Annotated in this window: 20 protein-coding genes and 1 pseudogene; 6 read left to right on the top strand and 15 right to left on the bottom strand. The window is 72.1% G+C overall.

Annotation, left to right across the window (positions count from 1 at the left end):
* Window positions 1–103 precede the first annotated feature (103 nt).
* Window positions 104–457: a hypothetical protein gene (locus LE181_RS09905; protein WP_225660838.1), complete on the bottom strand. Its 354-nt coding sequence runs from the start codon at window positions 455–457 to the stop codon at window positions 104–106.
* A gap of 278 nt (window positions 458–735) precedes the next feature.
* Between LE181_RS09905 and LE181_RS09900 the strand changes: the two genes are divergently transcribed.
* A complete protein-coding gene (locus LE181_RS09900; protein WP_225660837.1) occupies window positions 736–1,818 on the top strand; it encodes a C40 family peptidase in 1,083 nt (360 codons plus the stop codon).
* A gap of 41 nt (window positions 1,819–1,859) precedes the next feature.
* On the opposite strand, the gene LE181_RS09895 is transcribed toward LE181_RS09900, so the two are convergent.
* The 4 genes from LE181_RS09895 to LE181_RS09880 form a co-directional block, all read right to left on the bottom strand.
* Window positions 1,860–2,975 carry an alpha/beta hydrolase gene (locus tag LE181_RS09895; RefSeq protein WP_225660836.1) on the bottom strand — a complete coding sequence of 372 codons (1,116 nt, stop codon included), beginning with the start codon at window positions 2,973–2,975 and terminating at the stop codon, window positions 1,860–1,862.
* Between the two features lie 112 nt (window positions 2,976–3,087).
* Window positions 3,088–3,780 (bottom strand): LuxR C-terminal-related transcriptional regulator, encoded by a 693-nt coding sequence (locus LE181_RS09890; protein ID WP_225660835.1) that lies wholly within the window; start codon window positions 3,778–3,780, stop codon window positions 3,088–3,090.
* Window positions 3,777–5,045, bottom strand: coding sequence for an ATP-binding protein (locus LE181_RS09885; RefSeq protein WP_225660834.1), 1,269 nt, complete (start codon window positions 5,043–5,045; stop codon window positions 3,777–3,779). Before LE181_RS09885 ends, LE181_RS09890 begins: the two co-directional genes overlap by 4 nt.
* Before the next feature lie 70 nt (window positions 5,046–5,115).
* A complete protein-coding gene (locus LE181_RS09880) occupies window positions 5,116–6,900 on the bottom strand; it encodes a serine/threonine-protein kinase (protein WP_225660833.1) in 1,785 nt (594 codons plus the stop codon).
* A 146-nt stretch (window positions 6,901–7,046) separates the two neighbouring features.
* Between LE181_RS09880 and LE181_RS09875 the strand changes: the two genes are divergently transcribed.
* Together LE181_RS09875 and LE181_RS09870 are read left to right on the top strand one after the other, a co-directional pair.
* Entirely contained in the window at window positions 7,047–8,399 is a 1,353-nt protein-coding gene (locus LE181_RS09875; protein WP_225660832.1) for a PspC domain-containing protein, read from the top strand.
* A complete protein-coding gene (locus tag LE181_RS09870; RefSeq protein ID WP_225660831.1) occupies window positions 8,386–8,640 on the top strand; it encodes a hypothetical protein in 255 nt (84 codons plus the stop codon). The genes LE181_RS09875 and LE181_RS09870 overlap by 14 nt, the downstream gene beginning before the upstream one ends.
* On the opposite strand, the gene LE181_RS09865 is transcribed toward LE181_RS09870, so the two are convergent.
* The 5 genes from LE181_RS09865 to guaA all read right to left on the bottom strand — a co-directional run bounded on the left by LE181_RS09865 (window position 8,628) and on the right by guaA (window position 13,764).
* The gene (locus LE181_RS09865) at window positions 8,628–9,095 is read right to left on the bottom strand and encodes a DoxX family membrane protein (protein WP_225660854.1); all 468 of its coding nucleotides are present in this window, start codon (window positions 9,093–9,095) and stop codon (window positions 8,628–8,630) included. The genes LE181_RS09870 and LE181_RS09865 overlap by 13 nt on opposite strands.
* A 206-nt stretch (window positions 9,096–9,301) precedes the next feature.
* Window positions 9,302–10,330: a L,D-transpeptidase gene (locus LE181_RS09860; protein WP_225660830.1), complete on the bottom strand. Its 1,029-nt coding sequence runs from the start codon at window positions 10,328–10,330 to the stop codon at window positions 9,302–9,304.
* A 223-nt stretch (window positions 10,331–10,553) separates the two neighbouring features.
* Window positions 10,554–11,360: a class II aldolase/adducin family protein gene (locus LE181_RS09855; protein WP_225660829.1), complete on the bottom strand. Its 807-nt coding sequence runs from the start codon at window positions 11,358–11,360 to the stop codon at window positions 10,554–10,556.
* An 84-nt stretch (window positions 11,361–11,444) separates the two neighbouring features.
* A complete protein-coding gene (locus LE181_RS09850) occupies window positions 11,445–12,029 on the bottom strand; it encodes a Uma2 family endonuclease (RefSeq protein WP_225660828.1) in 585 nt (194 codons plus the stop codon).
* Between the two features lie 130 nt (window positions 12,030–12,159).
* A complete protein-coding gene (gene guaA / locus LE181_RS09845) occupies window positions 12,160–13,764 on the bottom strand; it encodes a glutamine-hydrolyzing GMP synthase (RefSeq protein WP_225660827.1) in 1,605 nt (534 codons plus the stop codon).
* Between the two features lie 317 nt (window positions 13,765–14,081).
* Between guaA and LE181_RS09840 the strand changes: the two genes are divergently transcribed.
* Window positions 14,082–14,450 (top strand): chorismate mutase, encoded by a 369-nt coding sequence (locus tag LE181_RS09840; RefSeq protein ID WP_225660826.1) that lies wholly within the window; start codon window positions 14,082–14,084, stop codon window positions 14,448–14,450.
* A gap of 617 nt (window positions 14,451–15,067) precedes the next feature.
* Here the strand turns inward: LE181_RS09840 and LE181_RS09835 are convergent.
* From LE181_RS09835 to LE181_RS32625, 3 genes are read right to left on the bottom strand one after another with little or no spacing between them, the layout of a single operon-like run.
* Window positions 15,068–16,849: a GMC family oxidoreductase N-terminal domain-containing protein gene (locus tag LE181_RS09835; RefSeq protein ID WP_225660825.1), complete on the bottom strand. Its 1,782-nt coding sequence runs from the start codon at window positions 16,847–16,849 to the stop codon at window positions 15,068–15,070.
* A gap of 12 nt (window positions 16,850–16,861) precedes the next feature.
* Window positions 16,862–18,487 (bottom strand): succinic semialdehyde dehydrogenase, encoded by a 1,626-nt coding sequence (locus LE181_RS09830; protein WP_225660824.1) that lies wholly within the window; start codon window positions 18,485–18,487, stop codon window positions 16,862–16,864.
* Between the two features lie 57 nt (window positions 18,488–18,544).
* Window positions 18,545–18,811 carry a DUF6255 family natural product biosynthesis protein gene (locus LE181_RS32625; RefSeq protein WP_225660823.1) on the bottom strand — a complete coding sequence of 89 codons (267 nt, stop codon included), beginning with the start codon at window positions 18,809–18,811 and terminating at the stop codon, window positions 18,545–18,547.
* Between the two features lie 495 nt (window positions 18,812–19,306).
* Here LE181_RS32625 and LE181_RS09820 point away from each other — a divergent pair, with 495 nt between their 5' ends.
* Window positions 19,307–19,849 (top strand): GntR family transcriptional regulator, encoded by a 543-nt coding sequence (locus LE181_RS09820; protein WP_225660822.1) that lies wholly within the window; start codon window positions 19,307–19,309, stop codon window positions 19,847–19,849.
* Window positions 19,846–20,615 (top strand): annotated as a pseudogene (locus tag LE181_RS09815) (GntR family transcriptional regulator). The gene LE181_RS09820 and the pseudogene LE181_RS09815 overlap by 4 nt, the downstream one beginning before the upstream one ends.
* A gap of 63 nt (window positions 20,616–20,678) precedes the next feature.
* Here LE181_RS09815 and LE181_RS09810 read toward each other — a convergent pair.
* Window positions 20,679–21,149: a hypothetical protein gene (locus tag LE181_RS09810; protein WP_225660821.1), complete on the bottom strand. Its 471-nt coding sequence runs from the start codon at window positions 21,147–21,149 to the stop codon at window positions 20,679–20,681.
* Between the two features lie 49 nt (window positions 21,150–21,198).
* On the bottom strand, window positions 21,199–22,965 hold the full coding sequence (locus LE181_RS09805; RefSeq protein ID WP_225660820.1) for a serine/threonine-protein kinase: 1,767 nt from the start codon (window positions 22,963–22,965) through the stop codon (window positions 21,199–21,201).
* Between the last annotated feature and the right edge of the window lie 28 nt (window positions 22,966–22,993).

Below are 22,993 nucleotides of genomic sequence, written 5' to 3'. Positions count from 1 at the left end.
AGTCTAGGCCGCCCCGCTGACAGCCGGTCCCGGATCCGCCGGACAGTGTCCAGGCCCACAGGGCGGGCAGGGGCTTGCGGGGGCCGAAATGGGGCCCCGGCGCTCAGACCCAGAGGACGGCGATGAAGACGTTGGCTGCCGTCAGTGCGCCCACCGTGCCGAAGGCGGCCGCCTCGACCTTCTCGTCGTCGCGCTTGACGTAGACCAGGCCCAGGATCACGACCAGCAGCGCCAGCTTGACGCCGATCTTGACGGTGTTGAGGGTGTGGTCCTCGGCCTGGTTCAGGCCGACCAGCGCGACGCCGGTGACCAGCATGGTCAGCGCGCCGTGCAGCATCGCCGGAACCATGCGCGCCGTGCCCTTGCCCATGGCCTTCATCTGGGTCATGAAGCCGCCGAGCAGGGCGGCGATGCCGATGATGTGCAGGCCGACGACGGCGTGAATGAGTACGTCCATGGGGCACGACCCTAGCCGGGCCCATACCACCCATCGGCGGCGAGGTGGGAGTAATCGCCTCTTCGGTCAGTCCGGGCCCCGTTCTTTCCGTACGATCGGGAATCGCCCGCCAGGCGCAGTCACCAATTGGCTGATTACAGCCAATACCGGTCATGGCCGTTTCCCTGCGATTCCGGGGTTTAGCGTCCTCATCCAGACGGCGGTGGCCCGCCCTCCCCCCCCTCGCGCGGGCCGCCGCCGGGCATCTCTTGCCGGACCCGAAGGAAGTGACGGCCGTCGTGGCGACGCACCGAAAGCCCAAGCAGAACCCGCTCGCCGGCAGCACCGCGCGCACCGCGGCCACCCTGGCCCTGGCGGGCGCCGCCACCGCCACCGCTCTGGAGGGCACCGGGCACGCCACCCCCGCGATCACCGTCGACCAGGCGAAGACCCAGGTGGCGGGCTACTACCGGCAGGCCGAGGTGGCCACCGAGAAGTACAACGGCGCCAAGGAGCGGACCGACCGGGCCCGGTCCGCCCTCGACCGGCTGCAGGACGAGGCCGCCCGCCGGACGGAGCGGCTGAACGCCGCCCGCAACGCCCTGGGCTCCTTCGCCACCGCCCAGTACCGTGAGGGCGGCATGCCCGCCGGGGTGCGGCTGCTGCTCTCCTCCAGTCCCGACCGCTACCTGGAGAGCGCCGCGCTCGCCGACCGGGCCGGGACCCGGCAGGCCGTGGCGGTGGCCCGGGTGCGGCACGAGCTCCGCGACGTCCAGCAGGTCCGTACGACCGCCGGGGCGCGGCTCTCGGAGCTCCGGCGCGAGGAGGCCGCGCTGGCGGCGCACAAACGCACCGTCGAGGCCAAGCTCGCCAAGGCGAAGGAGGTGCTGGACGCCCTGCCCGCCGCCGAGCGCACGGCGGTCGAGGCGGCCGACGGCGCGGTGGACACCGCCGGCACCGCGGGCAAGGAGGCCACGCACACGGTGCTCGCCGCCGCCGGGGCCGCTCACGCCGCACCGGCCCCGGCCGCTTCGGGGCGGGCCGCCCGGGCCGTGGCCTTCGCCTACTCCGCCATCGGCAAGCCGTACGTGTGGGGGGCGACCGGCCCGTCCGGCTTCGACTGCTCGGGGCTGACGCAGGCGGCGTGGCAGGCGGCCGGGGTGTCGCTGCCGCGCACGACGTACACACAGATCAACGCCGGACGGCGGGTCGCCCGGAACCAGCTCGCCCCCGGTGACCTGGTGTTCTTCTACTCCGGCATCAGCCACGTCGGCCTCTACATCGGCGGCGGCAGGATGATCCACGCCCCGCACCCGGGGGCCCCGGTGCGCATCGCACCGATCGACGAGATGCCCTTCGCGGGAGCGTCCCGGCCCGCCTAGGCCCCGCCCGGGACTCATCTGGGACCCGCCCGGGAAACGGCTCAGTGGGTGAGCTGCTGGGTCAGCCACTTGAAGACGTCGGGGACCTGCCGCTTCCAGACGGCCGTGCCGTGGCCGCCGGCGCCCGCCGGGACCATGACGACGTGCACGGTCGTCGGCGGCTTCGCGGCCTGCTTCAGCGCCTGCCCGCTCTGGTAGCCGTCACCCTCCGCGCCCGAGAGGAACAGCGCCACGTGCGGCGGGGTCTTGGCGTGCTGCAGCATGGTCAGGGGGTTGTTGGCCTGCCGCAGCTCCGGCGTCTTCGCGGTGAGCGAGGCCGGCTCGCCGGCGGGGTCGTTGTAGCCGGAGAGGCTGACGCCGGCCCGGTAGCGGTCGGGGTGGGCGACGGCGAGCCTGGTGGCGCAGTGCGCACCGGCCGAGTAGCCGGCGACGGCCCAGCCGTCGGGCTTGTCGGAGGCACGGAACGTGTCGATGACCATCTTGCGGACGTCGACGCTCAGCCACGTGTCGGCGTTGACCTTGCCCGGGGTGTTGGCGCAGCCGGTGTCGACGTCGCCGAGGAGCGTGGTGCGCGGCGCCACGATGATGAACGGCGCGACCTCGCCCTTCTGCATCATCGGCTTGAGCTGGGTGTTGACGTTCAGGGTGCCGAACCACGCCTTGGCCGAGCCGGGGAAGCCGGGCAGCACCTCGACCACCGGGAACTTCTTGTCCTTGTGGGCGGGGTCGTCGTACTGCGGCGGCAGCCAGACGTAGACCTCGCCCTCGACGCCCGATATGCGGCCCTTGAGCTTGGTCTCCTGGACGCCGGGCCCCATCCGCTTGTCGGAGGCGGGGGTGAACTTCTGCACCACCTTGGGTTCGCTGTCCAGCTTCTTGCCGCCCGTGCCGTCCGGGCCGAGGTCGGCCGCCGCGCTGACGTGGTCGCCGGTGCCGAGCAGATCGGCCCAGGTGTCGAACAGCCCGTTGGCGTTGTTCACCGCCACGAAGACCACGGCGATGGCTGTGACCTGCGCGAACAGCAGCATGAACAGGCGCGTGGCATGGCGCACCAGGCGGGGTCCGCCGATCTTTCCCCACAGCGTGAGCGGCAGGGCCAGGGCCACGACGACCAGGACGATCGTCGTCAGGAAGAAGGGGGTTCCCGTCAGGCTCATCGGGCGGCGGCTCTCGTTTCGGGTGCGTGCTTCTCGCCCTGGCTAGATGACGAGGAGGGCGGGGAGGTTCCCCGCGGCCCCGTCGAGAGGCCGCCCGGCCCGGCGGGTCAGCTCACACCAGCCGCCGTGCCGTCGCCCACCGGGTCAGCTCGTGCCGGTTGGAGAGCTGGAGCTTGCGCAGCACCGCCGAGACGTGGGACTCGACCGTCTTCACCGAGATGAAGAGCTGCTTGGCGATCTCCTTGTAGGCGTAGCCGCGGGCGATCAGGCGCAGGACCTCGCGCTCGCGCTGCGTGAGGCGGTCGAGGTCCTCGTCGACCGGCGGGGCGTCCGTCGAGGCGAAGGCGTCGAGCACGAAGCCGGCCAGCCGGGGCGAGAAGACCGCGTCGCCCTCCTTGACCCGGAAGACGGCGTCGACCAGGTCGGTGCCGGTGATGGTCTTGGTGACGTAGCCGCGCGCGCCGCCCCGGATGACGCCGATGACGTCCTCGGCGGCGTCGGACACCGACAGGGCCAGGAAGCGCACGGGGGCGTCCTGATCGGCCATCATGGCGGCGCTGCGGCGCAGCACCTCGACCCCGCCGCCGCCGGGGAGGTGGACGTCGAGGAGGACGACCTCGGGCCGGGTCGCGGTGATGACCGTGACCGCCTGGTCGACGTCGGCGGCCTCGCCGACGACCTCGACGCCCGTGCGGTCCGTGGCGCCGATCTCGGCCTGCACGCCCGTGCGGAACATGCGGTGGTCGTCCACCAGCACCACCCTGACGTGGCGCTCGGCGCCCCCGCCGGTCTCTTCGGTCGTCATGCCTTCTCCGCCCTCTCCATCTCCAGCTCCACTTCCGTCCCCCCGTCGGGCGCGGAACGCAGTCTCGCCGTGCCGCCGTTGCGCTGCATCCTGCCGATGATCGACTCGCGGACGCCCATCCGGTCGTCCGGCACCGAGTCCAGGTCGAAGCCGGGGCCGCGGTCGCGCACGGAGATGAAGACCGTACGCCCTTCGACCTCGGCGTAGACCTGCACGGCCCCGCCGTCGCCACCGTACTTGGCGGCGTTGACCATGGCCTCACGGGCCGCCTGCAGCTGGGCGCCCAGCCGCTCGTCGAGGGGGCAGTCGCCGACGACCACGACCTCGATGGGCACGCCGTGGTAGTCCTCGACCTCGGCGGCGGTGACCTTGACGGCCTCGGCCAGCGTCTGCGGCTCCTCGGCCTCCTCCTTGCCCCGGCCCTCGGGGTTGTACAGCCAGTTGCGCAGCTCGCGCTCCTGGGCGCGGGCCAGGCGGGCGACCTCGCGGGAGTCCTCGGCGTTGCGCTGGATGAGGGTGAGGGTGTGCAGGACGGAGTCGTGGACGTGCGCGGCGACCTCGGCCCGCTCCTGCGCGCGGATGCGCATCGTCCGTTCGGCGGAGAGGTCCTGGGTCATCCGGACGACCGAGGGGCCCGCCAGCAGCGCTATGCCGACGAGCACGGCCAGCGACGCCTGCAGGACCGTGCCCAGGTGCTCGGCCGAGCCCTGGAGCACGACGATGCCGGTCGCGCCGACCCCGACGAGCACCACGCCCGCCGCGCCGCGCGCGAGCGGCAGGACGCGCTTGCGGCGGCTGACCTCCATCCAGTGGGCCCGCCGGGCGTTGTCGGCCTGGCGCCAGACGAGGGCGACGCCCGCGCCTATGAAGATCAGCGGCCAGATGTAGGTGTTGGCGCGGCCGAGGTGGAGCCGGTCGAGGAAGATCGCGGCGCTGACGAGCAGCGCGAGGAGGGCGAAGACCTGGCCGCGGTCGGGCTTGCGGGCGAAGAGCCGGCGGCGGCCGTCCGCGGCGACCTCGGCGAACGCCAGGGGCCGCGCCTCGACGCCGCCCACGCCGAGCGGCACGACGAACCAGAACACCGCGTACAGCAGCGCCCCCATGCCCTGCGCCATGAACAGGGCGAGGAACACCAGCCGCACCCAGGACACCGGCACGCCCATGTGCCCGGCGAGCCCGCGGGCCACGCCGCCGAGCATGCGGCCCTCCGCGCTGCGGTAGAGCTTGCGCAGGGGCGGGCTGTCGGGGGCCGGGGCGGTGGTCATGCACTGATCGTCACACGCAGGCGGGGGTCGTGGCATCAGGGTCGCCCCTGAGGCGTCCCCCATCCCGGCGTCAGTGGTCCGTTCCCTTGTCCTCGGGCAGCACGAAGCCGTCCTTGACGTCGTCGAACACCTTCTTGTGCTTGTCCCAGTCCGCCTTGGGCGCCGAGAGGTAGATCGCGTACTCGTTCTGGCCGGGGCGGCCGAATCCCAGGTCCACGGCCCGGAATTCACGTGCCCGTCCCCGCCAGGAGAACTCCCAGAGCGCGGCGGGCTGTCCCCGGTACTCCGTGCTCTGCATGCGCAGTTGCTTGTAGCCGGGCAGCTTGCCCTCCGCCACGGACTTGGCCTCGTCGTCCTTCCAGCGCTGGAGGGGGTCGCTGCTGGCGAGGTCGAGGACGGAGATGCGCAGCCCGACCAGTTCGGTCGGGTCGACGTAGAGGATCTCGTCGCTGTCCTGCAGCTTCTTGCGCTTCCAGCCGTCCGGCACGGGGAAGGAGACGCCCACCTCCTTCTCGTCGACCAGGTGATAACCCGTGGGGACGGGCGGCCGCTTGTGGGCCGACGGGCTCGGCGTCGACGCCTCCTTCGACGCCGACGGAAGGGGTGCGGCCTTGTCGTCGCCCTGATCGCCGCCCCGGGGGAAGAGGACGTACGCGCCGGCCGCCAGGCCCAGCGCGAGGACGATCCCCACCGCGGCCCGGACCGGCGCCCGGCGGCGCGGAGTCCTGCGCTCGGCCCCCTCCGCCGCCTTGGCCTCCGGGGACCTCTCCTGTGGGGCCCTCGCCTGCGGGACTTCGGCCTGACGGGTCGTGGGCGGGGCCGGAGTCATCACCGGGGCCGGGACCGTGGCCGGGGTGGTGACCGGGGTCGTCGCGGTGAAGGCGTTCGCGTCGGGGAGCGTCGCGGCGGACTGCGTCATGGGAGCGGCCGGTGCGGTCCCGGTCGCCGGTGCGGCCGACGGCTCGGCGGCGGTGGCGGCCCACCCGGGGCCGGCCGGGGCCGGCGCGGCCGGTGTCCGCGCGGCGTAGGCGTCCGTACCCCGTCCCACCTCCGGCTCGCGCAGGATCTGCTCGACGAGCTCGGCCGGCGGGCGCAGCGCCGGGTCCTTGGCCAGCAGCGTCTCGATGAGCCTGGTCAGCTCGCCCGCCCGGCGCGGCGGCTCGAACGGGTCCATGGCGATCGCGTACGCCGTCTCGACCGCGGTGTCCTTGCGGAACGGCGGCCGGCCCTCCAGGGCCTGGTAGAGCGTGGCGCCCAGCGCCCACAGGTCGGCGGCGGGTCCGGGCTTGGCGCCCTTGACCCGCTCGGGGGCGATGTAGTCGATCGAGCCGACCATCTCGCCGGTCTTGGTCAGGGTGGAGGTGCCGGTGGACTGGGCGATGCCGAAGTCGGTGAGGACGACGCGGCCGTCGTGGCCGAGCAGGACGTTGCCGGGCTTGACGTCGCGGTGCAGCACACCGGCCGCGTGGGCCGCGCGCAGCGCCGCGATCATGCCTCGGCCGATGCGGGCGGCCTCCTCCAGGGTCACGGTGCCGCGCTTGAGCACGTCCCCGAGGGTCGTCGAGGGCACGTACTCCATCACGATGCACGGCAGGCCCTGATCCTCGACCACGTCGTGGACGACCACCACGTTGGGATGGGTGATGCGGGCCGCGCTGCGGGCTTCGCGACGGGTGCGCTCGTAGAGGGTGGCGAGCTCGTCCTCCTCCAGGCCCGGGGACACGTGCAGCTGCTTGACCGCCACCTGACGGCCCAGCAATTCGTCCTCGGCGCGCCAGACGGTGCCCATGCCGCCGCGGCCTATCCGCTCGGCGAGCCGGTAGCGCCCCGCGATGAGCCGACCCGTCCCAGGCACTGCACCGTGCACCGCGCGGCCCTCCGGTTTCCCCGTGTGTGTTCGATCCGCCACACCCTAACCGGCCGGGCGTCAGGGACGATCTCAGGGAATGTCCAGGGTCGACACGGATGTCGCATGCACGTTCCGGTTGACACCATGTCCCCATGACCGACGCACCGACCGCCGAGCACGACGCCCGACCACCGCTGCGGCGCAGCCGCGAGCACAAGATGGTCTCGGGCGTCTGCGGCGGCCTCGGCCGCTGTTTCGACCTGGACCCCGTGGTCTTCCGCGTGGTGCTGGGAGTGCTGGGTGTCACCGGCGGGCTCGGCCTGATCGTGTACGGCTTCGCATGGCTGCTCGTCCCGCTGGAGGGCGAGGAGGAGAACGAAGGCCGCCGGATGCTGTCGGGCCGCGTCGACGGGCCGGCGCTCACGGCGGTGCTGTGTGCGCTGGTGGGCTGCGGCCTGTTCCTGTCGATGCTCAACAACAGCGGCGTGATGGCCTTCGCCCTGATGCTGACCATCGCGATATGCGGCGCCGCCTACTGGTCGCAGCACCGCGGCGAGGCCGAGGAGGAGGCCGACGAGCCCGGCCGCGCCGGCGGGCAGCCACTGCCGTACGCGGCGCACAAACCCCAGAAGACCGTCAGGACGCACAAGCCGCACAAGGCGGTGGACGCCCCGCCGGAGACCCAGGCCCCGCCGGCGCCGGGCACCCCCTCCTGGTGGCGCGACCCCGTCAAGGACTCCGCGGCCGCCACCCCCACGAGCTCCCCCGGCACCGGCTATTTGTGGGGTCCGGACGACGGCACGTACGTCCCCGGCCGCGACGGCGGCTCCCGGACCGCCGTCCGCGTACCCGCCCGCACGGCGCCCACCGGGCGTCAGCTGGGCGGCTGGACGTTCCTGCTGGCCCTCGCCGCCCTCGGCCTGGGCACCGGCCTGACGTGGCACCACCAGCCGCTGGGCACCTCGCTGGAGACGGGCCTGGCCTGCGCCCTGGGCGTCTTCGGCCTGGGCATCGCGCTCAGTTCCCGCTACGGGCGCACCGGCGGCGGCACCGTCGTCGCCGCCGTGCTCACCGGCACCCTGCTGACCGGCGCCGCCGCCCTGCCCAAGTCCGTGAGCAGCGAGTGGGCGCGCACGACCTGGCACCCGTCGAGCACCGCCGAGCTGCACCCGCGGTACGAACTGGGCACCGGCGTCGGTGTGCTCGACCTGAGCGGGGTGGCGTGGCCGCAGGGCGGCACGTCGCCCATCGCCCTGAGCGCCGAGGTCGGCGCGGGGCAGCTCCGGGTGGTCCTCCCGCAGGACGTGACGGCCGTGCTGGACATCGAGGTCGGCGTGGGCGACATCCAGCTCCCCGGGGAGGGGCGCGAGGACATCGACGTCCAGCCCGGCCAGCGCAAGCACCTCACCCTGGACCCGCCCGCCGGGCACCCCTCGCACGGCACCCTGCAGATCAAGCTCAAGGCCGGCATCGGCCAGGTGGAGGTGGAACGTGCCACGCCATGAATTCGACCCCGGCAGGCTCGTCCTCGGACTGGTCATGCTCGGCGGCTGCCTGGCCTATCTGGCCGCCGCCCGCGGCTGGTGGCACTTCCCCTCCTACGTGCTGCTGCCCGTCATGGTGGCCGGCTTCTGTGCGGCCGGCGTGCTCTCCTTCCTCGCCTACGTCCTGCGCCGGCACCGCGGCCGCGCTGCCGACACCGACGACCGCCCCGGTCACGCCGGCCACACCGGTCACACGGGCTGACGCCGTCGGGGGCGGTCCCGGCGGCGGGCGGACCAGGCCGCGTCCACCGACCACAGCGGCGCACCGGCGATGACCAGTGGCAGCCACGCCATCAGGTAGGCCAGGTCGTTGCCGTAGTAGTAGGGCGTCGTGGACCAGCTGACGGTCAGCCACAGGCTGAGCGAGATCAGCGCACCGCCGGCCGCGGCAACGCGCGCCCCTATGCCGAGCAGGGTGCCTATGCCGACCACCAGCTCACCCAGGGCGATGGCGTAGCCGAAGCCGACGGGGCTCTTCAGGGCCAGGTCCACCAGCCCCGGCACGGCGGCCGTTTCCCGTGCCGAGGCCATCAGCGCACCGATCGACTCCGGCCCCTCGCTCGCCATGAAGGCCGGGTCGGTGAGCTTGTCGAGCCCGGCGTAGACGAAGGTGATCCCGAGGAAGAGGCGCAGCGGCAACAGCGCGTACCGCCCCATGTCCCGCTCCGCGCCGCCCCCGCGACCCGTCCATGACCTTCCGCTCACGTCGCCGCCCTCCCTTTCCATCCCTCGCCGTCACGCACCGTGACCTTTCGTCCTCCGACCATACGTGCGCGGCGCAGAACGCGTTCAGCCCTGTGGACAACCTCCGTCGCGGGCGGCGGAAGTTGTCCACAGGGCTTGTGGGTGACGGTGCGGTGTGCTCAGCGGCCGGTGCGCACGCCCAGTGCGCTGCCCTTCAGCCACTGCTCCCAGCTGAGGTTCCAGTCGCCGTAACCGTTGCCGAAGTGGTCCATGGGCTTGGGCTTCGTACCGCCGCCGACCTGCACGACGTCCCCCTTGAGGCTCATGCCGTACAGCCACTTGGCGTCGTCGGTGGACATGCCGATGCAGCCGTGGCTGACGTTCTCCTTGCCGAACGACTCGGCGTTGTCGGGGGCCGCGTGCACGTACTCGCCGCTGACGGTCTCGCGCATGCTGTAGTCGTACGAGCCGTAGAAGCCGTCGGGGTGGTTGCGCGGGATGCCGATGGAGAGCGAGTCCATGACGACCCGGCCCTCCTTGGCGAGGATGGTTTTGATGCCCTCGCGGGTGCCGAAGCCCTTGCCCTCGTCGCCGCCGCTGATCGCGATGGTGCGCAGGGTCTTGCCGTTGCGGACGACGGTGAGCTTGTGGGTCTTGAGGTCGACGGTGTTGACCATCGAGTCGCCGATGGTGAAGGAAATCGTCCGGTCCCCGGCGGCGGCCGTGCCCGCGGCGAGCTTCACGCCCGCCAGCCGGGCGTCCAGGGTCACCTTGGTGCCGGCGGGCCAGAACTTCTCGGGCCGGAAGTGGACGCGGGTGTCGCCCTTGGACTCGTTCCAGTGCCAGGCCCCCGGGACCTGCGGCGAGGTGGAGACCTTCAGTCGTCCCTCGATGCCGGCGCGCAGTTCCTCGGCGATCTTCTGCTGCTTGAAGACGATCGCGATGGGCTGGCCGACGCCGACCTTCTCCCCGTTGGCGGGGGCGATCTCGGGCCGTACGGTCCGGGCGGCGCCGGACAGCATCACGGCCGCCGGGGCCGGCTTCTCGGAGACGGGCGCCGGGCTCGACGGCGCCGGGGCCGACGAGCCCCGGGCGGAGGACTTCGCGGGGCGCTCCTCGGCTCCGGCGCCGCCGCCGCACGCCGTGACGGCGAGCCCGGTCAGGGCGAGGGCGGCGGACAGCCCGAGGCAACGGGAGAGGCGGCGCATGGTTCTCCTACCGGTTCGTTCTTTGCAGACCCGCACACCGGACCCGCACACCGGACCCGGACACCGGGCCCGCGCACCGGACCCGGACACGACGGAGCCGAGACGTCGCCGCCTCGGCCTCCCACCATCGTAGGCAAGGTAAAAGGACCGCAAAGACGCCCTGGAGAACGAGCCACCCCCGCCGCTCGGCGGGGGTGGCGGCAAGCCGTCGCTCCCCGGGCCGTCAGTCCAGGAGCTCCGGCTCGCTGCGCGTGATCTGCTGGTAGAGCGGCTGGTAGTTGATCCACGCGACCAAGTCGTTGCCGAGCTGGTCGCGGGTGTGCGCCGCGTGCACCGCATCGATGCGCACGGGCTTGCCGGCCGCCTTGGCGGCCAGCTGCACCTGGCAGGAACGTTCCATCGTGATGAACCACCACGCCGCCGCGTCCACGGAGTCACCGACGGTCAACAGGCCGTGGTTGCGCAGGATGACGGCCTTGTGGGGCCCGAGGGCCGTGGCGATGCGCCGGCCCTCCTCCTCGTCCACGACGACGCCCGTGTAGTCGTCGAAGAGGGCGTGGTCCTCGTAGAAGGCGCACACGTCCTGGGTGATCGGCTCCAGCAGCTCGCCGAGGGCGGACAGCGCCCGCCCGTAGGTGGAGTGGCTGTGTGCGGCGGCCACGACGTCCGGGCGGGCCCGGTGGATCTGCGAATGGATCGCGAACGCCGCCTGGTTGACGTGGTGGCGGCCCTCGACGACCTGACCCTGGTGGTTGACGAGGATCAGGTCGGAGACGGTGATGTGCTTGAACGACATCCCGAAGGGATTGACCCAGAAGTGATCGGTGAACTCCGGGTCGCGCGCGGTGATGTGCCCCGCGACGCCTTCCTCGAAGCCGAACCGCCCGAAGAGGCGGAGAGCGGCCGCGAGCCGCTCCTTGCGGTGGCGCCGCTCGTCCTCGACGGACTCGTGCTTCGGCGGCATGGCGAAGTGCAGCTGGTCGGTGGGTATGGGCTCGGGGGCGGTGGCGCTGGCGCCGGCCTCGGGCATGACGGGCCTCCTCCGTGATCCGTGGCTACGGACCGGAAGCTACCGCCGGGTATGGGCGGAGGCCAGAGGGTGGGCGCGGGACGCCTAGAGCTTGTCGATCTCGGTGAGATCGATGTCGATGTCGAAGGGGACGGTGAGCTTGAGGCTGTCCCGGTACGTCCCGGTCGGCGTGTAGGCGCGCGCCTCATTGTCGAGTTCGAAGACGTACACGACCGGCTGGTGATCGGTAGTCGTCATCTCGACTCGCCAGAAGTGCGGGATCCCCGCACGGGCATATTTGAACGGCTTCGTCATCTGATCACGGGCCTCGGAGTCCGGGGAAACCACCTCGACCGCGAGCAGCACGTCCTCAACCGGGTAGTACGTCTGCTCCTTGCCACGCACCGACGCAGCACGTACGACGGAGACGTCCGGCTCCGGGCCGTTGCGCCTGTCGATCACAATGGTCATCTCCCGCCGAACCCTGAACTCAGATGGCACGGTACGGCGCAGGCCGCTCACCAGCAGGTCGATCACAATGCTGTGGAAATCCCGCTGCGGACTCACGAAAACCAGGCTCCCGTCGATCAACTCCGTGTGCGGCGGGAGGTCGGGCAGCGTCAGCAGGTCGTTCACGGTGTACCCGTCCTGCGGCGGCACCGGCCAGTGGTGCACGGGCTCAGCGGTCATGGTTCCTCCCATGGACGGGATCCTCGGCCGTACGGTCAGCGTACCCAGCCAAAACACCACCGCCGCCGCTCAAACGAATGAGCGACGGCGGTGGCGTTGACCTGATGGCCCTACGAGTGGGCCGGTGGGATTACTCCCACTCGATCGTGCCCGGCGGCTTGCTCGTCACGTCGAGCACCACACGGTTCACGTCACGCACCTCGTTGGTGATGCGCGTCGAGATCCGCGCCAGCACCTCGTACGGCATGCGCGTCCAGTCGGCCGTCATGGCGTCCTCGGACGAGACCGGGCGCAGCACGATCGGGTGACCGTACGTGCGGCCGTCGCCCTGGACGCCCACGCTGCGGACGTCGGCGAGCAGCACGACCGGGCACTGCCAGATCTCGCGGTCCAGGCCGGCGGCGGTGAGCTCCTCGCGGGCGATGGCGTCGGCCTCGCGGAGCAGGTCCAAGCGCTCCTTGGTGACCTCGCCGACGATGCGGATGCCGAGGCCGGGGCCCGGGAAGGGCTGGCGCTGGACGATCTCGTCCGGCAGGCCGAGCTCCTGGCCGACCATGCGGACCTCGTCCTTGAAGAGCTGGCGGAGCGGCTCGATGAGCTTGAACTCCAGGTCCTCGGGGAGGCCGCCCACGTTGTGGTGGGACTTGATGTTGGCGGTGCCGGTGCCGCCGCCGGACTCGACGACGTCCGGGTAGAGCGTGCCCTGGACCAGGAAGGCGACGTCCTCGCCGCCCGCGCCGGCCTCGGCCACGATCTCGGCCTGGGCCTGCTCGAAGACGCGGATGAACTCGCGGCCGATGATCTTGCGCTTGGTCTCCGGGTCGGAGACGCCGGCGAGCGCGTCCAGGAAGCGCTCCTGGGCGTCGACGACCTTGAGCTGGACGCCCGTGGCGGCGACGAAGTCCTTCTCGACCTGCTCGGTCTCGCCCTTGCGCATCAGGCCGTGGTCGACGTAGACGCAGGTCAGCTGGGAGCCGATGGCCTTCTGGACGAGGGCCGCGGCGACCGCGGAGTCCACGCCGCCGGACAGGCCGCAGATCGCGCGCTTGGTGCCGACCATCTCCTTGATGGCGGCGACCTGCTCCTCGATCACGTTGCCCGTGGTCCACGTCGGCTCGATGCCCGCGCCGCGGTAGAGGAAGTGCTCCAGGACCAGCTGGCCGTGCGTGGAGTGCATCACCTCGGGGTGGTACTGCACGCCGTAGAGCTTCTTCGCGTCGTTCTCGAAGGCGGCGACCGGCACGACGTCCGTGGACGCGGTGACGGTGAAGCCCTCGGGGGCGGCCGAGCAGGCGTCGCCGTGCGACATCCACACCGACTGCTCCGCCGGCGTGCCCTCGAAGAGGGTCGAGCCGGTCTTGGAGACGTGCAGCGGCGTACGGCCGTACTCGCGCGCGCCGGTGTTGTCGACGGTGCCGCCGAGCGTGGTGGCCATCAGCTGGAAGCCGTAGCACATGCCGAAGACCGGGACGCCGGACTCGAAGAGGCCGAGGGCGTCGTCCAGACGCGGGGCGCCCTCCTCGTACACGGACGAGGGGCCACCGGAGAGGATGATCGCCTTCGGTTTCTTGGCGAGCATCTCGGCGACGGGCATCGTGCTGGGCACGATCTCGCTGTAGACGCGGGCCTCACGGACGCGACGGGCGATGAGCTGGGCGTACTGCGCACCGAAGTCGACAACGAGCACCGGTTCCGCGGTGTTGTCGTGGACGGCGGCGGGGGGTGCTGCTGACACGGGAGCGGCCTTCCGGCGGGTCGAAGAGGGGGCTGTATTTGTCGATTCTACCGGGGCACGGGTGCTTGCTTTTGTCTCACCATCCGAATCCGCATTGGCCCCCGGGCCGCCCGCGGGCCATACTGTGCGCCATGCGCAAGCACACGACCTTCGTCTTTACCTATGGCATCCGGCCCGTCCGGTGCCATGGTCGTTCTGCTTGAGCAGCTGACAAGCGACTTCCCAGGCGCCCCGGGCCGACAAGGCCCGGGGCGCCTGTCGTTTCTCCGGGCCTTGCCGCTCCGGGGGGCCGCGCACCCCTTTGGAGGAACACACACATGAGCACCCGGACCGCACCCACCACCGCCCTCGCCGACGCCCCGGCCGGAACCGGCACCCCCGCCGGCGCCCGTCTCGACGCCCCCGCCGGCGCCCCCGCCGCGACCGGGGCCCGCACCGCGCAGGCCGCCGGTGTGATCACCGGCGCCCGCGAGCGCATCGACGATCTCGACGGCCGGATCATCGGCCTCGTGCAGGAGCGGATGGCCGTCTCCGCCGTGATCCAGCGCGAGCGCATCGCCTCCGGCGGCCGCCGCGTCAACCTCTCCCGCGAGATGGAGATCCTCAACCACTACAGCGAGCAGCTCGGCAAGCCCGGCACCGCACTGGCCATGACCCTGCTGGAGCTGTGCCGCGGGCGTGTCTGAGACCGGGCCCGTCACCCGTACGGCGCCGTGACCGGTGGCTGATCATCTTCGTTAATACCGGTGTCCGCGCCATCCAGGAGCGGCCCTCCGAGATCCGCACACGGCTTCCGCCCCCGTCCGTCCGGGCGCCCGGCAACGACAGGGCGGATCCACCGGAGTGTGTGACGCGCGAGCACGCGCGTCGTGGGACCTCACTCCGGTGGCGCGGCGACCGGTCAGCAGGGGACAGCAGCCCGGCCGCCATCCAGGGACGGTCGGTTCCAGGGACGCCTGGAACCGACCGTATCCGGTCGAAACGGTTGCGCCCGGGGCGGCTCATCCCGCACGATGCCAAGGGAGACACGGAGAGAAGACCGAGGGAAGCGGCAAGTCCCTTGCTCCGCACCACCATTGGTTCCACGCACTGCCATTGGTCCGACCACATCCGCACCACCCCTCAGCCTCGCCCTTCAGCACCACCCCTCAGCACCACCCCTCAGCCCGCGACGCTCCCCCCGGCGTCGCTCCGCGGCACCGACCTGCCCTGACCTCGGTGCCGGCAGTCAAGGGCCCCGAGGCCGCCCGCACGCCCCCGCGGAGCCGGCCCGGGGCCCTTCGCCGTGGTCCTGTGACATCAATCACCCGGGCTGTCCGGGTCGGCCGGGCACCTCCGGCACCGGCAGGAACGGCAGGCGCAGCGCCGCGAAGGCGTCCTTCGGGACCGCCGGGCTGCGTGGCTCGACCGCGGCGGTCCGTACGTACGGGCCGCCCTGCTCCGGCCGGGGGTCGGCCTCGCCCTTGTTCGGCCAGAGCGCCATCGCGCGTTCCGCCTGCGCCGTGATCGTCAGGGAGGGGTTGACGCCGAGGTTCGCCGAGACGGCCGCGCCGTCGACGACCGAGATGCCCGGGTGCCCGTACAGCCGGTGGTACGGGTCGATGACCCCGCGGGAGGCGTTCGGGCCGATCGGGCAGCCGCCGATGAAGTGGGCGGTGAGCGGGGTGCCCATGAGCTCCCCGACGTTGCTGCCGGGAAAGCCGTTGATCTCGCGGGCGATGAGGGTGGCCGCCTCGGCCGCGGCCGGGATCTGCTTCGGGTTGGGCGCGCCGTGCCCCTGCCGGGCCGTGAGCAGGCCCTTCCCCACGCCGCCCGGCTTGCGGTACGTCGTCAGGGAGTTGTCCAGCGACTGCATGACCAGGCCGATGATCGTCCGCTCCGACCAGCGGTGGTTGGAGAGCGACCGCAGCAGCAGCACCGGGTGCCGTACGCACCGCGCCGCGAAGGCCACCGCCCGCGGTGCCCGCGTCCCGACCGGCACCTGCAGGACGGACAGGCTGCCCATCGCGTTGGAGCCCTTGCCGTAGCGGACGGGCTCGATATGGGTGTCGGCGTCGGGGTGGACGGAGGACGTGATCGCCACGCCGCGGGTGAAGTCGGGCTCCCGGCCGTGGGCCTTGCGGTAGCGGCGGGGGGTGGTCTGGGCGCCGACCAGCGCCTCGGAGTTCGTCCGGGTGAGCTCGCCCAGCCGTGCGGAGATCCGGGGCAGCAGGCCCTTGTCCCGCATGGTGTGCAGGAGGGTCTGCGTGCCGTACGTACCGGCCGCGATCACGACGCGTTCGGCGCGCAGGACGCGCGGGCGCGCGGTGCGCCGCCGGCCGGTGGGGACGGTCAGGACGCGGTGGCCGCCGTCGCGGTGCTCGGTGACGGCCACGACCGTCGTCATCGGGTGGACGACCGCGCCGGCTCGTTCGGCGAGGTGGAGGTAGTTCTCGGTGAGGGTGTTCTTGGCGCCGTGGCGGCAGCCGGTCATGCACTCGCCGCACTCGGTGCAGGCCCGCCGGGCGGGGCCCGCGCCCCCGAAGTACGGGTCGGGGACCTCCTCGCCGGGGCGGGCCCGCCGGTCGCCGTCGCCGTCCTCGCCGTCGCCGAAGAAGACGCCGACCGGGGCCGGGTGGAACGTCTCCCCCACGCCCATCCGCTCGGCGGCCGCCTTCAGGTGCACATCCGAGGGGGTCATGGTGGGGTTGAGCCGCACTCCCAGCATGCGCCGGGCCTGCTCGTAGTACGGCCGCAGCTCCGTCTCCCAGTCGGTGATGCCGGCCCACTGCGGGTCGTCGAAGAACGCCTTGGGCGGGACGTAGAGCGTGTTGGCGTAGTTGAGCGAGCCGCCGCCGACCCCCGCGCCCGCCAGGACCATGACGTTGCCGAGGAGGTGGATGCGCTGGATGCCGTAGAGGCCGAGGGCCGGCGCCCACAGGTAGTTGCGCAGGTCCCAGGAGGTGCGGGGAAGGGTGTCGGGGGTGAAGCGGCGGCCGGCCTCCAGGACGCCGACGCGGTAGCCCTTCTCGGTCAGGCGGAGGGCGGAGACGGAGCCGCCGAATCCGGAGCCGATGACGACGACGTCGTAGTCGAATGTGGTCACTGATACCTCCGGTCAGCGCAGGCGCATCGCCTTCAACACCCGTAGTCCGCCCGTCATCAGCCGGGCGTACTGCTCGTCGTCGAGGCCGAACGCCGGCCCGAGCGGCATGACCCGCTGGTGGGCGACGGTCTGGGCCTCGGTGTACTTGAGGATGCCCTCGGCGCCGTGCCGGCGCCCCAGGCCGGAGTCGCGCATGCCGCCCATCGGGGCCTGTGCGCTGCCGTAGCCGGCCGCGTACGCCTCGTTGACGTTGACGGTACCGGCGCGCAGCCGCGCCGCGACCGCCCGGCCGCGGCGGCCGTCCCGGGTCCAGACGCTGGCGTTGAGGCCGTAGGGGGTGGCGTTGGCGAGCCGTATCGCCTCGTCCTCGTCGTCGAAGCGGTGGACGGAGACGACCGGGCCGAAGGTCTCCTCCGTGCAGACGGCCATGGGCGGCTCGACGCCGTCGAGGACGGTGGGTTCGTGGAACAGCGGCCCTACGTCGGGCCGGTGGCGCCCGCCGGCCAGGACCCTCGCGCCCTTGGCCACCGCCTCCTCCACGTGCCGCCGGACCGTGTCGAGCTGGCGCTGCGAGACGAGCGAGCCCATGTCCGCGCCGTAGGCGAGGCCCGTGCCCAGGCGCAGGGCGCGGGTGCGGGCGACGAAGCGCTCCAGGAAGGCGTCGGCCACGGACGAGTGCACGTACAGCCGCTCGATGGAGATGCACAGCTGACCGGCGGAGGAGAAGCAGCCGCGGACGGCGCCGGCCGCCGCCTTCTCGACGTCGGCGTCGCGCAGCACGAGCATCGCGTTCTTGCCGCCGAGCTCCAGCGAGCAGCCGACGAGCCGGGCGGCGGCCGCCTGGGCGACCTCGCGGCCGGTGCGGGTGGAGCCGGTGAACGAGACGTAGTCGGCGCCGGCGACGACGGCCGGGCCGACGACCGGCCCGTCGCCGACCACGATCTGCCAGACCTCCTCGGGAAGCCCCGCCTCGACGAGGAGTTCGCGTGCCCACAGCGCGGTGAGGGCGGTCTGCGTGTCGGGCTTCATCACGACCGCGTTGCCCGCGGCGAAGGCGGGCAGCGCATCGCCGACGGACAGCTCGAACGGGTAGTTCCACGGGGCGATCTGGCCCACCACCCCGCGCGGCACGCGCAGTTCGGTGACGCGGGTGAGGACGGGCAGGACGCCCGTGTGCGCCTTGGGCCGCAGATACGCAGGGGCCGAACGCCCGTAGTGCCGGGCGGCCACCGCGACCGCCTGCACCTCCTCGTGGGCGTGCAGGCGGGCCTTGCCGGTCTCCAGCTGGATGAGGTCCAGCACCTCCGACTGGCGGGCGAGCACGAGGTCGTGGAAGCGCAACAGCACGGCCGCCCGCCGCCGCACCGGCACGGCCGCCCACGCCTGCTGCGCCGTGCGGGCCCGTACGAACGCCTCCTCGACGTCCGCGGGCGAGGAAACGGGCAACTCGGCGAGCCGCTCCCCGGTGAGGGGCGCGTGGCCGGCGGTGGTGGCGCTCCCGGAGCTCACGACGGGGCGTATGAGGCGGGTGACGAGCGCGGGCGTCAGCACATCGGCGGCGGTACGGGCGCCCGCCGGGGCTACGGGATTGCGGGAGGTGCCATCGGAGACTGTTCCAGTGTCCTGCGGGTCCGTCATGCGGGTGAGCGTATGCCGGGTGGGCCGCTTTGGGTACCCGTTGGTAACACGATCCCCTTACGAGCGGGCCTGCCCTTGGCGCCGGCAGGCGAACCTCGCCAGGTTCCGGGCGGCCGATCGGTCCGCGGCGTGCGGTTCTCTCGGTGTGGGTCTGACTGCATGCGGCAGGCCCGGTGGCCTCAGGGCGCCGTACTGGCTGAAGCGACGCGTTCCGCACGCGTCGCAGCGGGACTCACCTGCGGTGTGGGTCCAGCCGGAGCCGTGCAGGCAATGGCTGACGAGCCGGCCGGTCGCGAAAGCGGTGCCTGTCCCGGCGCCACTCACCAGGTCCTCCGGGGCAGGAGATGCGCGTCGCTAAAGTGGCTGCGGACGGCGACGACGGCGTCCACGGTCGCTTCCTCGTCTCCGTGGGCTACGGCCTGCCGCCGCGCGGCTTCCAGGCCGGCGCACTCCGCACAGCCGACGGGCGACCTTGCCGCGGTCGCACGGATTCCGGCCGCCTCCCGCTCGGCCCGGGTCGCCAACCTCAGGGCGGTGAAGGGGACTTCCCATTCGGCACCGCCCCCGGGCCGGCGGAGCCGCGCGCGGCCCTCCCTGCTCCAGACCGCCTCGGCGATCCGGTTCTCTCGCGTGTCCACCACGTAAGCGCCATCTCGGTACGCCATCGACCTACGCCTTCCCCAGAGGAGTGCCAGCCGAGGGCAAACGTAGCGCTATTCGCGAAAAGCGGCAAGGTTGCGTGGTGATGGTCGATACCCCGCAGTGGTCGCATACCGTGTAAGGCGAGCACAGGTTGAACGGCAGTCGTGGGAGGACAGCGTGAGCAACGGTCAGTGGGTCAGCAGCTCGATGCCGTACCTGACACCACATCCCACAGGCCGCCCCGATGCCTGGAGTACGGAAACGGCCGCCCAGGGCCGTCGGGGCTCTCAGCGGATCGTCCACGCAGGCGAGGTGCCCGCACCGCACGTCGTCGCCGAGTTGCTCGAACTGCCCGACGGGGAGCCGGTCGTCGTGCGGCGGCGGATGGTGTTCCTCGACGACGAGCCCAACGAGCTGACGGACACCTACTACCCCGCCGGGATCGCCCGTGGGACCCGGCTCGCCGGGACGGCGAAGATCCCCGGCGGAGCCGTCACGCTGCTCGCCGAGCTCGGGCATGTCGGGGCGGTCGTCCGCGAGGACGTGACCGCCCGGATGCCGACCCGGGAAGAGGCGGAAGCCCTGCACACAACGCCGGACGAGCCCGTCCTTCAGCTGACGCGGGTCACGCTCGACAGTCACGAGCGTCCGATTCAGGTGGATGTGATGACCATGCCCGCTCATCGCCAACGGCTGCATTACGAGATCAGGATCGGATGACCGTGCCCGGATACGAAGCCGAAGCCGCCGACCGGCGCTCACTGCACGAGCGGATCGCCGCTGATCTGCGTGACGAAATCATGAGCGGCGACCTGGCACCGGGAGCCAAGCTGCCGTCCACCGTGCAGCTCAAGGCCCGCTTCGACGCCTCCAACGCCACCGTGCAGAAGGCCCTGCAGCTCCTCAAGGATGAGCGCCTGGTCATCGGACGGCCGGGTGCGGCCGTCACGGTACGCGAGCGGCGACAGCGCACCATGAGACCCGCCGCCTACATGGCTCCGGCGGCGGCCGGCGAACCGTACCGCTGGCTCTCCGAGGCGGGGAAACACGGCACGGAAGCCCGCAGCGAGCTGCTCGACGTGGCCGAGGTCGTCCCGCCCGCGGACATCGCCGCGGCCCTGAACCTCGCGCAGGGCGGTACGGCACTGCTCCGTTCACAGGTGCTCACCGTCGACGGCGAGCCCGTGGAACTGGTCAAGTCGTACTACCCGCTGGAGCTCGCCCGCGGCACGGCCATGACGGAACGCCGCAGGATCAAGGGCGGCACCCCGAGGCTCCTGGCCGACCTGGGCTTCCCGCCCCTGCTCAGCGTGGACAAGGTCTCGGCGCGCGTGCCCACGCAGGAGGAGTACCAGGTACTCCGCTTGCCGGGCAGCCTGCCGGTGCTCCGGACCCTGCGCGTCGTCTACAGCAAGGACGACCGGCCCATCGAGGCCAGAAGGCCGGTCATCTCTACGAGCTGCAGTACGAGTTCACGCCCGACTAGGACATGCCCCCGATCACCTGAGTGCTTCGCCCCCCCCGCTGCAGCAGCCGTCAGGGGCTGCGCTCACGGCCCGGCGGGCCCGCTCGGCTCCGGGGCGGGGGTCTGGCCGACCGCCGCGAGCAGTTCGAGCGGTAGCTCTTTGTCTGCCTGCCCCAGGGTGAGCCCGAGCCAGCGGCCGGAGGGCCGGTCCGGCCAGGCTCGCATGCTGCCTGTCAGCTGGCTCAGGTAGCCGACCGGCTCGGGCACCGACGCCCCGGCGAGGCCGGCCCGCAGGTACGGCAACAGGTCGACGACGAGCGGCTCGCCCCAGCGTGCGGTGAGGGCTGCGGTCAGGGCGTCGAGGTGGGTCCGCAGGTCTGCGTCCGCCTCGCGCGCCGCCTGGCCGTCGTCGTCATCCCAGAACTCCTGACTGGCCCGCAGGACGCGTACACGATGGCCGGGGCCGCCGCACCCGTTGTCGTCATGGAAGTCCGCCTCCGGGAAAGGCTGCGCGAGCATCTCGTCGATCAGGGGGACGTACTCGGCGGTTGTCATGAGCGCAGGCTAGGGGACCGCACTGACAAGCCCCCCGCCCGGAAGGCTCCTAGCCTTCCGCCGGCGCCTCCTGGATCGTCAAGTACTTGAGGACGTCCTCGAAGAGCTTGTCGCCGTCCTTGCGGCCCTGGCCGGCTGCGGGCATGCGGACCTCAAGGTCCCAGGAGACGTTCTCGTCCTCGTTGACGATGACGCGCTGGCGGATGGCCCGCTTGGGGGCCTTCTCGTCGTTGCCCGACCTGCGGTAGACGGTGACCGTCTCGGCCGCCTCCATGCCCTGGTGGCGGGGGGCCTCGACCGTCGTCGACGTGGGGTCGTCGACACCCGACACCTTGCCCTCCTTGTAGGACTGGGCCAGCTTGTCCGCCTCCTGCTCCGCCGAGCCGATCTCCGCGTGCTCGGTCGAGTACGCGGACTTCGGCTCCTCGGTCCTCCTGGTGAGGTAGATGTTGAAGATGCCGCTGGGGTCCTCGAACCCGACCCAGCCCTTCTCGGCGTCGACGGCCTTGACGTAGTCCTCGGGGACCGCGAGGGACGCCTTGACGATCTCCGGCTCGTCGCGGACCTTCCAGTGGGGCGGGATCGTTTCTTCGGCGAAGGGGTCCAGGACGACCAGACTCGCCGTGACGGCCGCCGCCAGGACGCCGCTCAGCAGGCCGAACTGCGCCTTGCGGTTGCCCTGCAGGACGGGCGGGACCCAGGCGTTGCCGGCGGCGGCCGGGGGCGCGGCGGGGGTCGCGGGAGCGGGGGGCTGGGGCGGGAGCGGGCGGGCCAGGTCCTCCAGGGTGCGGCGGATCTCGGCGGGGGCCGGGCGGTCCGCCGCGTCCTTGCTGAGCAGCCGCATGATCAGCGTGCCCAGCGGGCCCTCGGCACGCACCGGCGACTGCGGCTGGGCGGAGATGATCGCCTGCATCGTCGCCTGCGTGTTGGAGCGGCGGAACGGCGAGACGCCCTCCACGGCCGCGTACAGCACCACGCCCAGCGACCACAGGTCCGACTCCGGGCCCGGGCGCCGGCCCGCCGCCCGTTCCGGGGCGACGAACTCCGGGGAGCCGACGAACGCGCCCGTCTCGGTCAGACCCTGCTCGCCCTCGATCTGCGCGATGCCGAAGTCGGTGAGGACGACCTGTTCGTCGCGCCCGAGCAGCACGTTGTCCGGCTTCACGTCACGGTGCAGCACGCCCGCCTCGTGGGCGGCGGCGAGCGCGCCGAGGACGGCGAGGCCCACGCGGGCCGCCTCGCGGGGCTCCAGGGTGCCCTCGGCGAGCTGATCGGCGAGCGAGCGGCCGTGCACCATCTCCATCACGATCCACGGGCGGCCGTCCTCCTCGACCACGTCGTGGACGGTGACGACGGCGGGGTGCTCGATCCGGGCGGCCGCACGCGCCTCGCGCAGCATGCGCTGGTGGATCTGCTGGAGCATGTGCTCGGGCAGGTGGTCGGGAACGCGCGGCTCCTTGACGGCGACGTCCCGGTCGATGACCTCGTCGCGGGCCTTCCAGACCGTGCCCATGCCGCCGTGGCCCAGGCGGGAGATGAGGCGGTAGCGGCCGCCGACGAGCCGGCCGGCGCCCGGCACGGGCGCCTCGGACGGGGCCGGAGCGGCAGGCTTCTGTCCGGAGGATTTCTGTTCGGCAGGCTTCTGCTCGGATATGTACGGATTGTCGGCGCTCGGCTGCTGGGGCACCGACCGCAGCGTGGGCAGCGGCATCGGCGCGGTCGCCGTTCCTGGCGTGAAATGTTCGGGTTCAGGCGCGCCCGGCGGCTGAAGTCCGTAGCTGGTGGGCTCGTTCGCCCATCCCCCGTGGTTGGTCATGGCTCATTCTCTACCAAGCACCGCGGCG

The sequence above is a fragment of the Streptomyces sichuanensis genome (genome assembly GCF_020328095.1).
Lineage (GTDB): Bacteria > Actinomycetota > Actinomycetes > Streptomycetales > Streptomycetaceae > Streptomyces > Streptomyces cinnamoneus.
The sequence above is the reverse complement of the archived record's forward strand: the minus strand, read 5'-3'. Positions and strand labels throughout refer to the sequence as shown.

Coding starts and splice junctions, on each gene's coding strand:
- LE181_RS09905 (WP_225660838.1), bottom strand. CDS start 457: ATGGACGTACTCATTCACGCCGTCGTCGGCCTGCACATCATCGGCATC.
- LE181_RS09895 (WP_225660836.1), bottom strand. CDS start 2,975: ATGAGCCTGACGGGAACCCCCTTCTTCCTGACGACGATCGTCCTGGTC.
- LE181_RS09890 (WP_225660835.1), bottom strand. CDS start 3,780: ATGACGACCGAAGAGACCGGCGGGGGCGCCGAGCGCCACGTCAGGGTG.
- LE181_RS09885 (WP_225660834.1), bottom strand. CDS start 5,045: ATGACCACCGCCCCGGCCCCCGACAGCCCGCCCCTGCGCAAGCTCTAC.
- LE181_RS09875 (WP_225660832.1), top strand. CDS start 7,047: ATGACCGACGCACCGACCGCCGAGCACGACGCCCGACCACCGCTGCGG.
- LE181_RS09865 (WP_225660854.1), bottom strand. CDS start 9,095: ATGGGGCGGTACGCGCTGTTGCCGCTGCGCCTCTTCCTCGGGATCACC.
- LE181_RS09860 (WP_225660830.1), bottom strand. CDS start 10,330: ATGCGCCGCCTCTCCCGTTGCCTCGGGCTGTCCGCCGCCCTCGCCCTG.
- LE181_RS09855 (WP_225660829.1), bottom strand. CDS start 11,360: ATGCCCGAGGCCGGCGCCAGCGCCACCGCCCCCGAGCCCATACCCACC.
- LE181_RS09850 (WP_225660828.1), bottom strand. CDS start 12,029: ATGACCGCTGAGCCCGTGCACCACTGGCCGGTGCCGCCGCAGGACGGG.
- LE181_RS09840 (WP_225660826.1), top strand. CDS start 14,082: ATGAGCACCCGGACCGCACCCACCACCGCCCTCGCCGACGCCCCGGCC.
- LE181_RS09830 (WP_225660824.1), bottom strand. CDS start 18,487: ATGACGGACCCGCAGGACACTGGAACAGTCTCCGATGGCACCTCCCGC.
- LE181_RS09810 (WP_225660821.1), bottom strand. CDS start 21,149: ATGACAACCGCCGAGTACGTCCCCCTGATCGACGAGATGCTCGCGCAG.
- LE181_RS09805 (WP_225660820.1), bottom strand. CDS start 22,965: ATGACCAACCACGGGGGATGGGCGAACGAGCCCACCAGCTACGGACTT.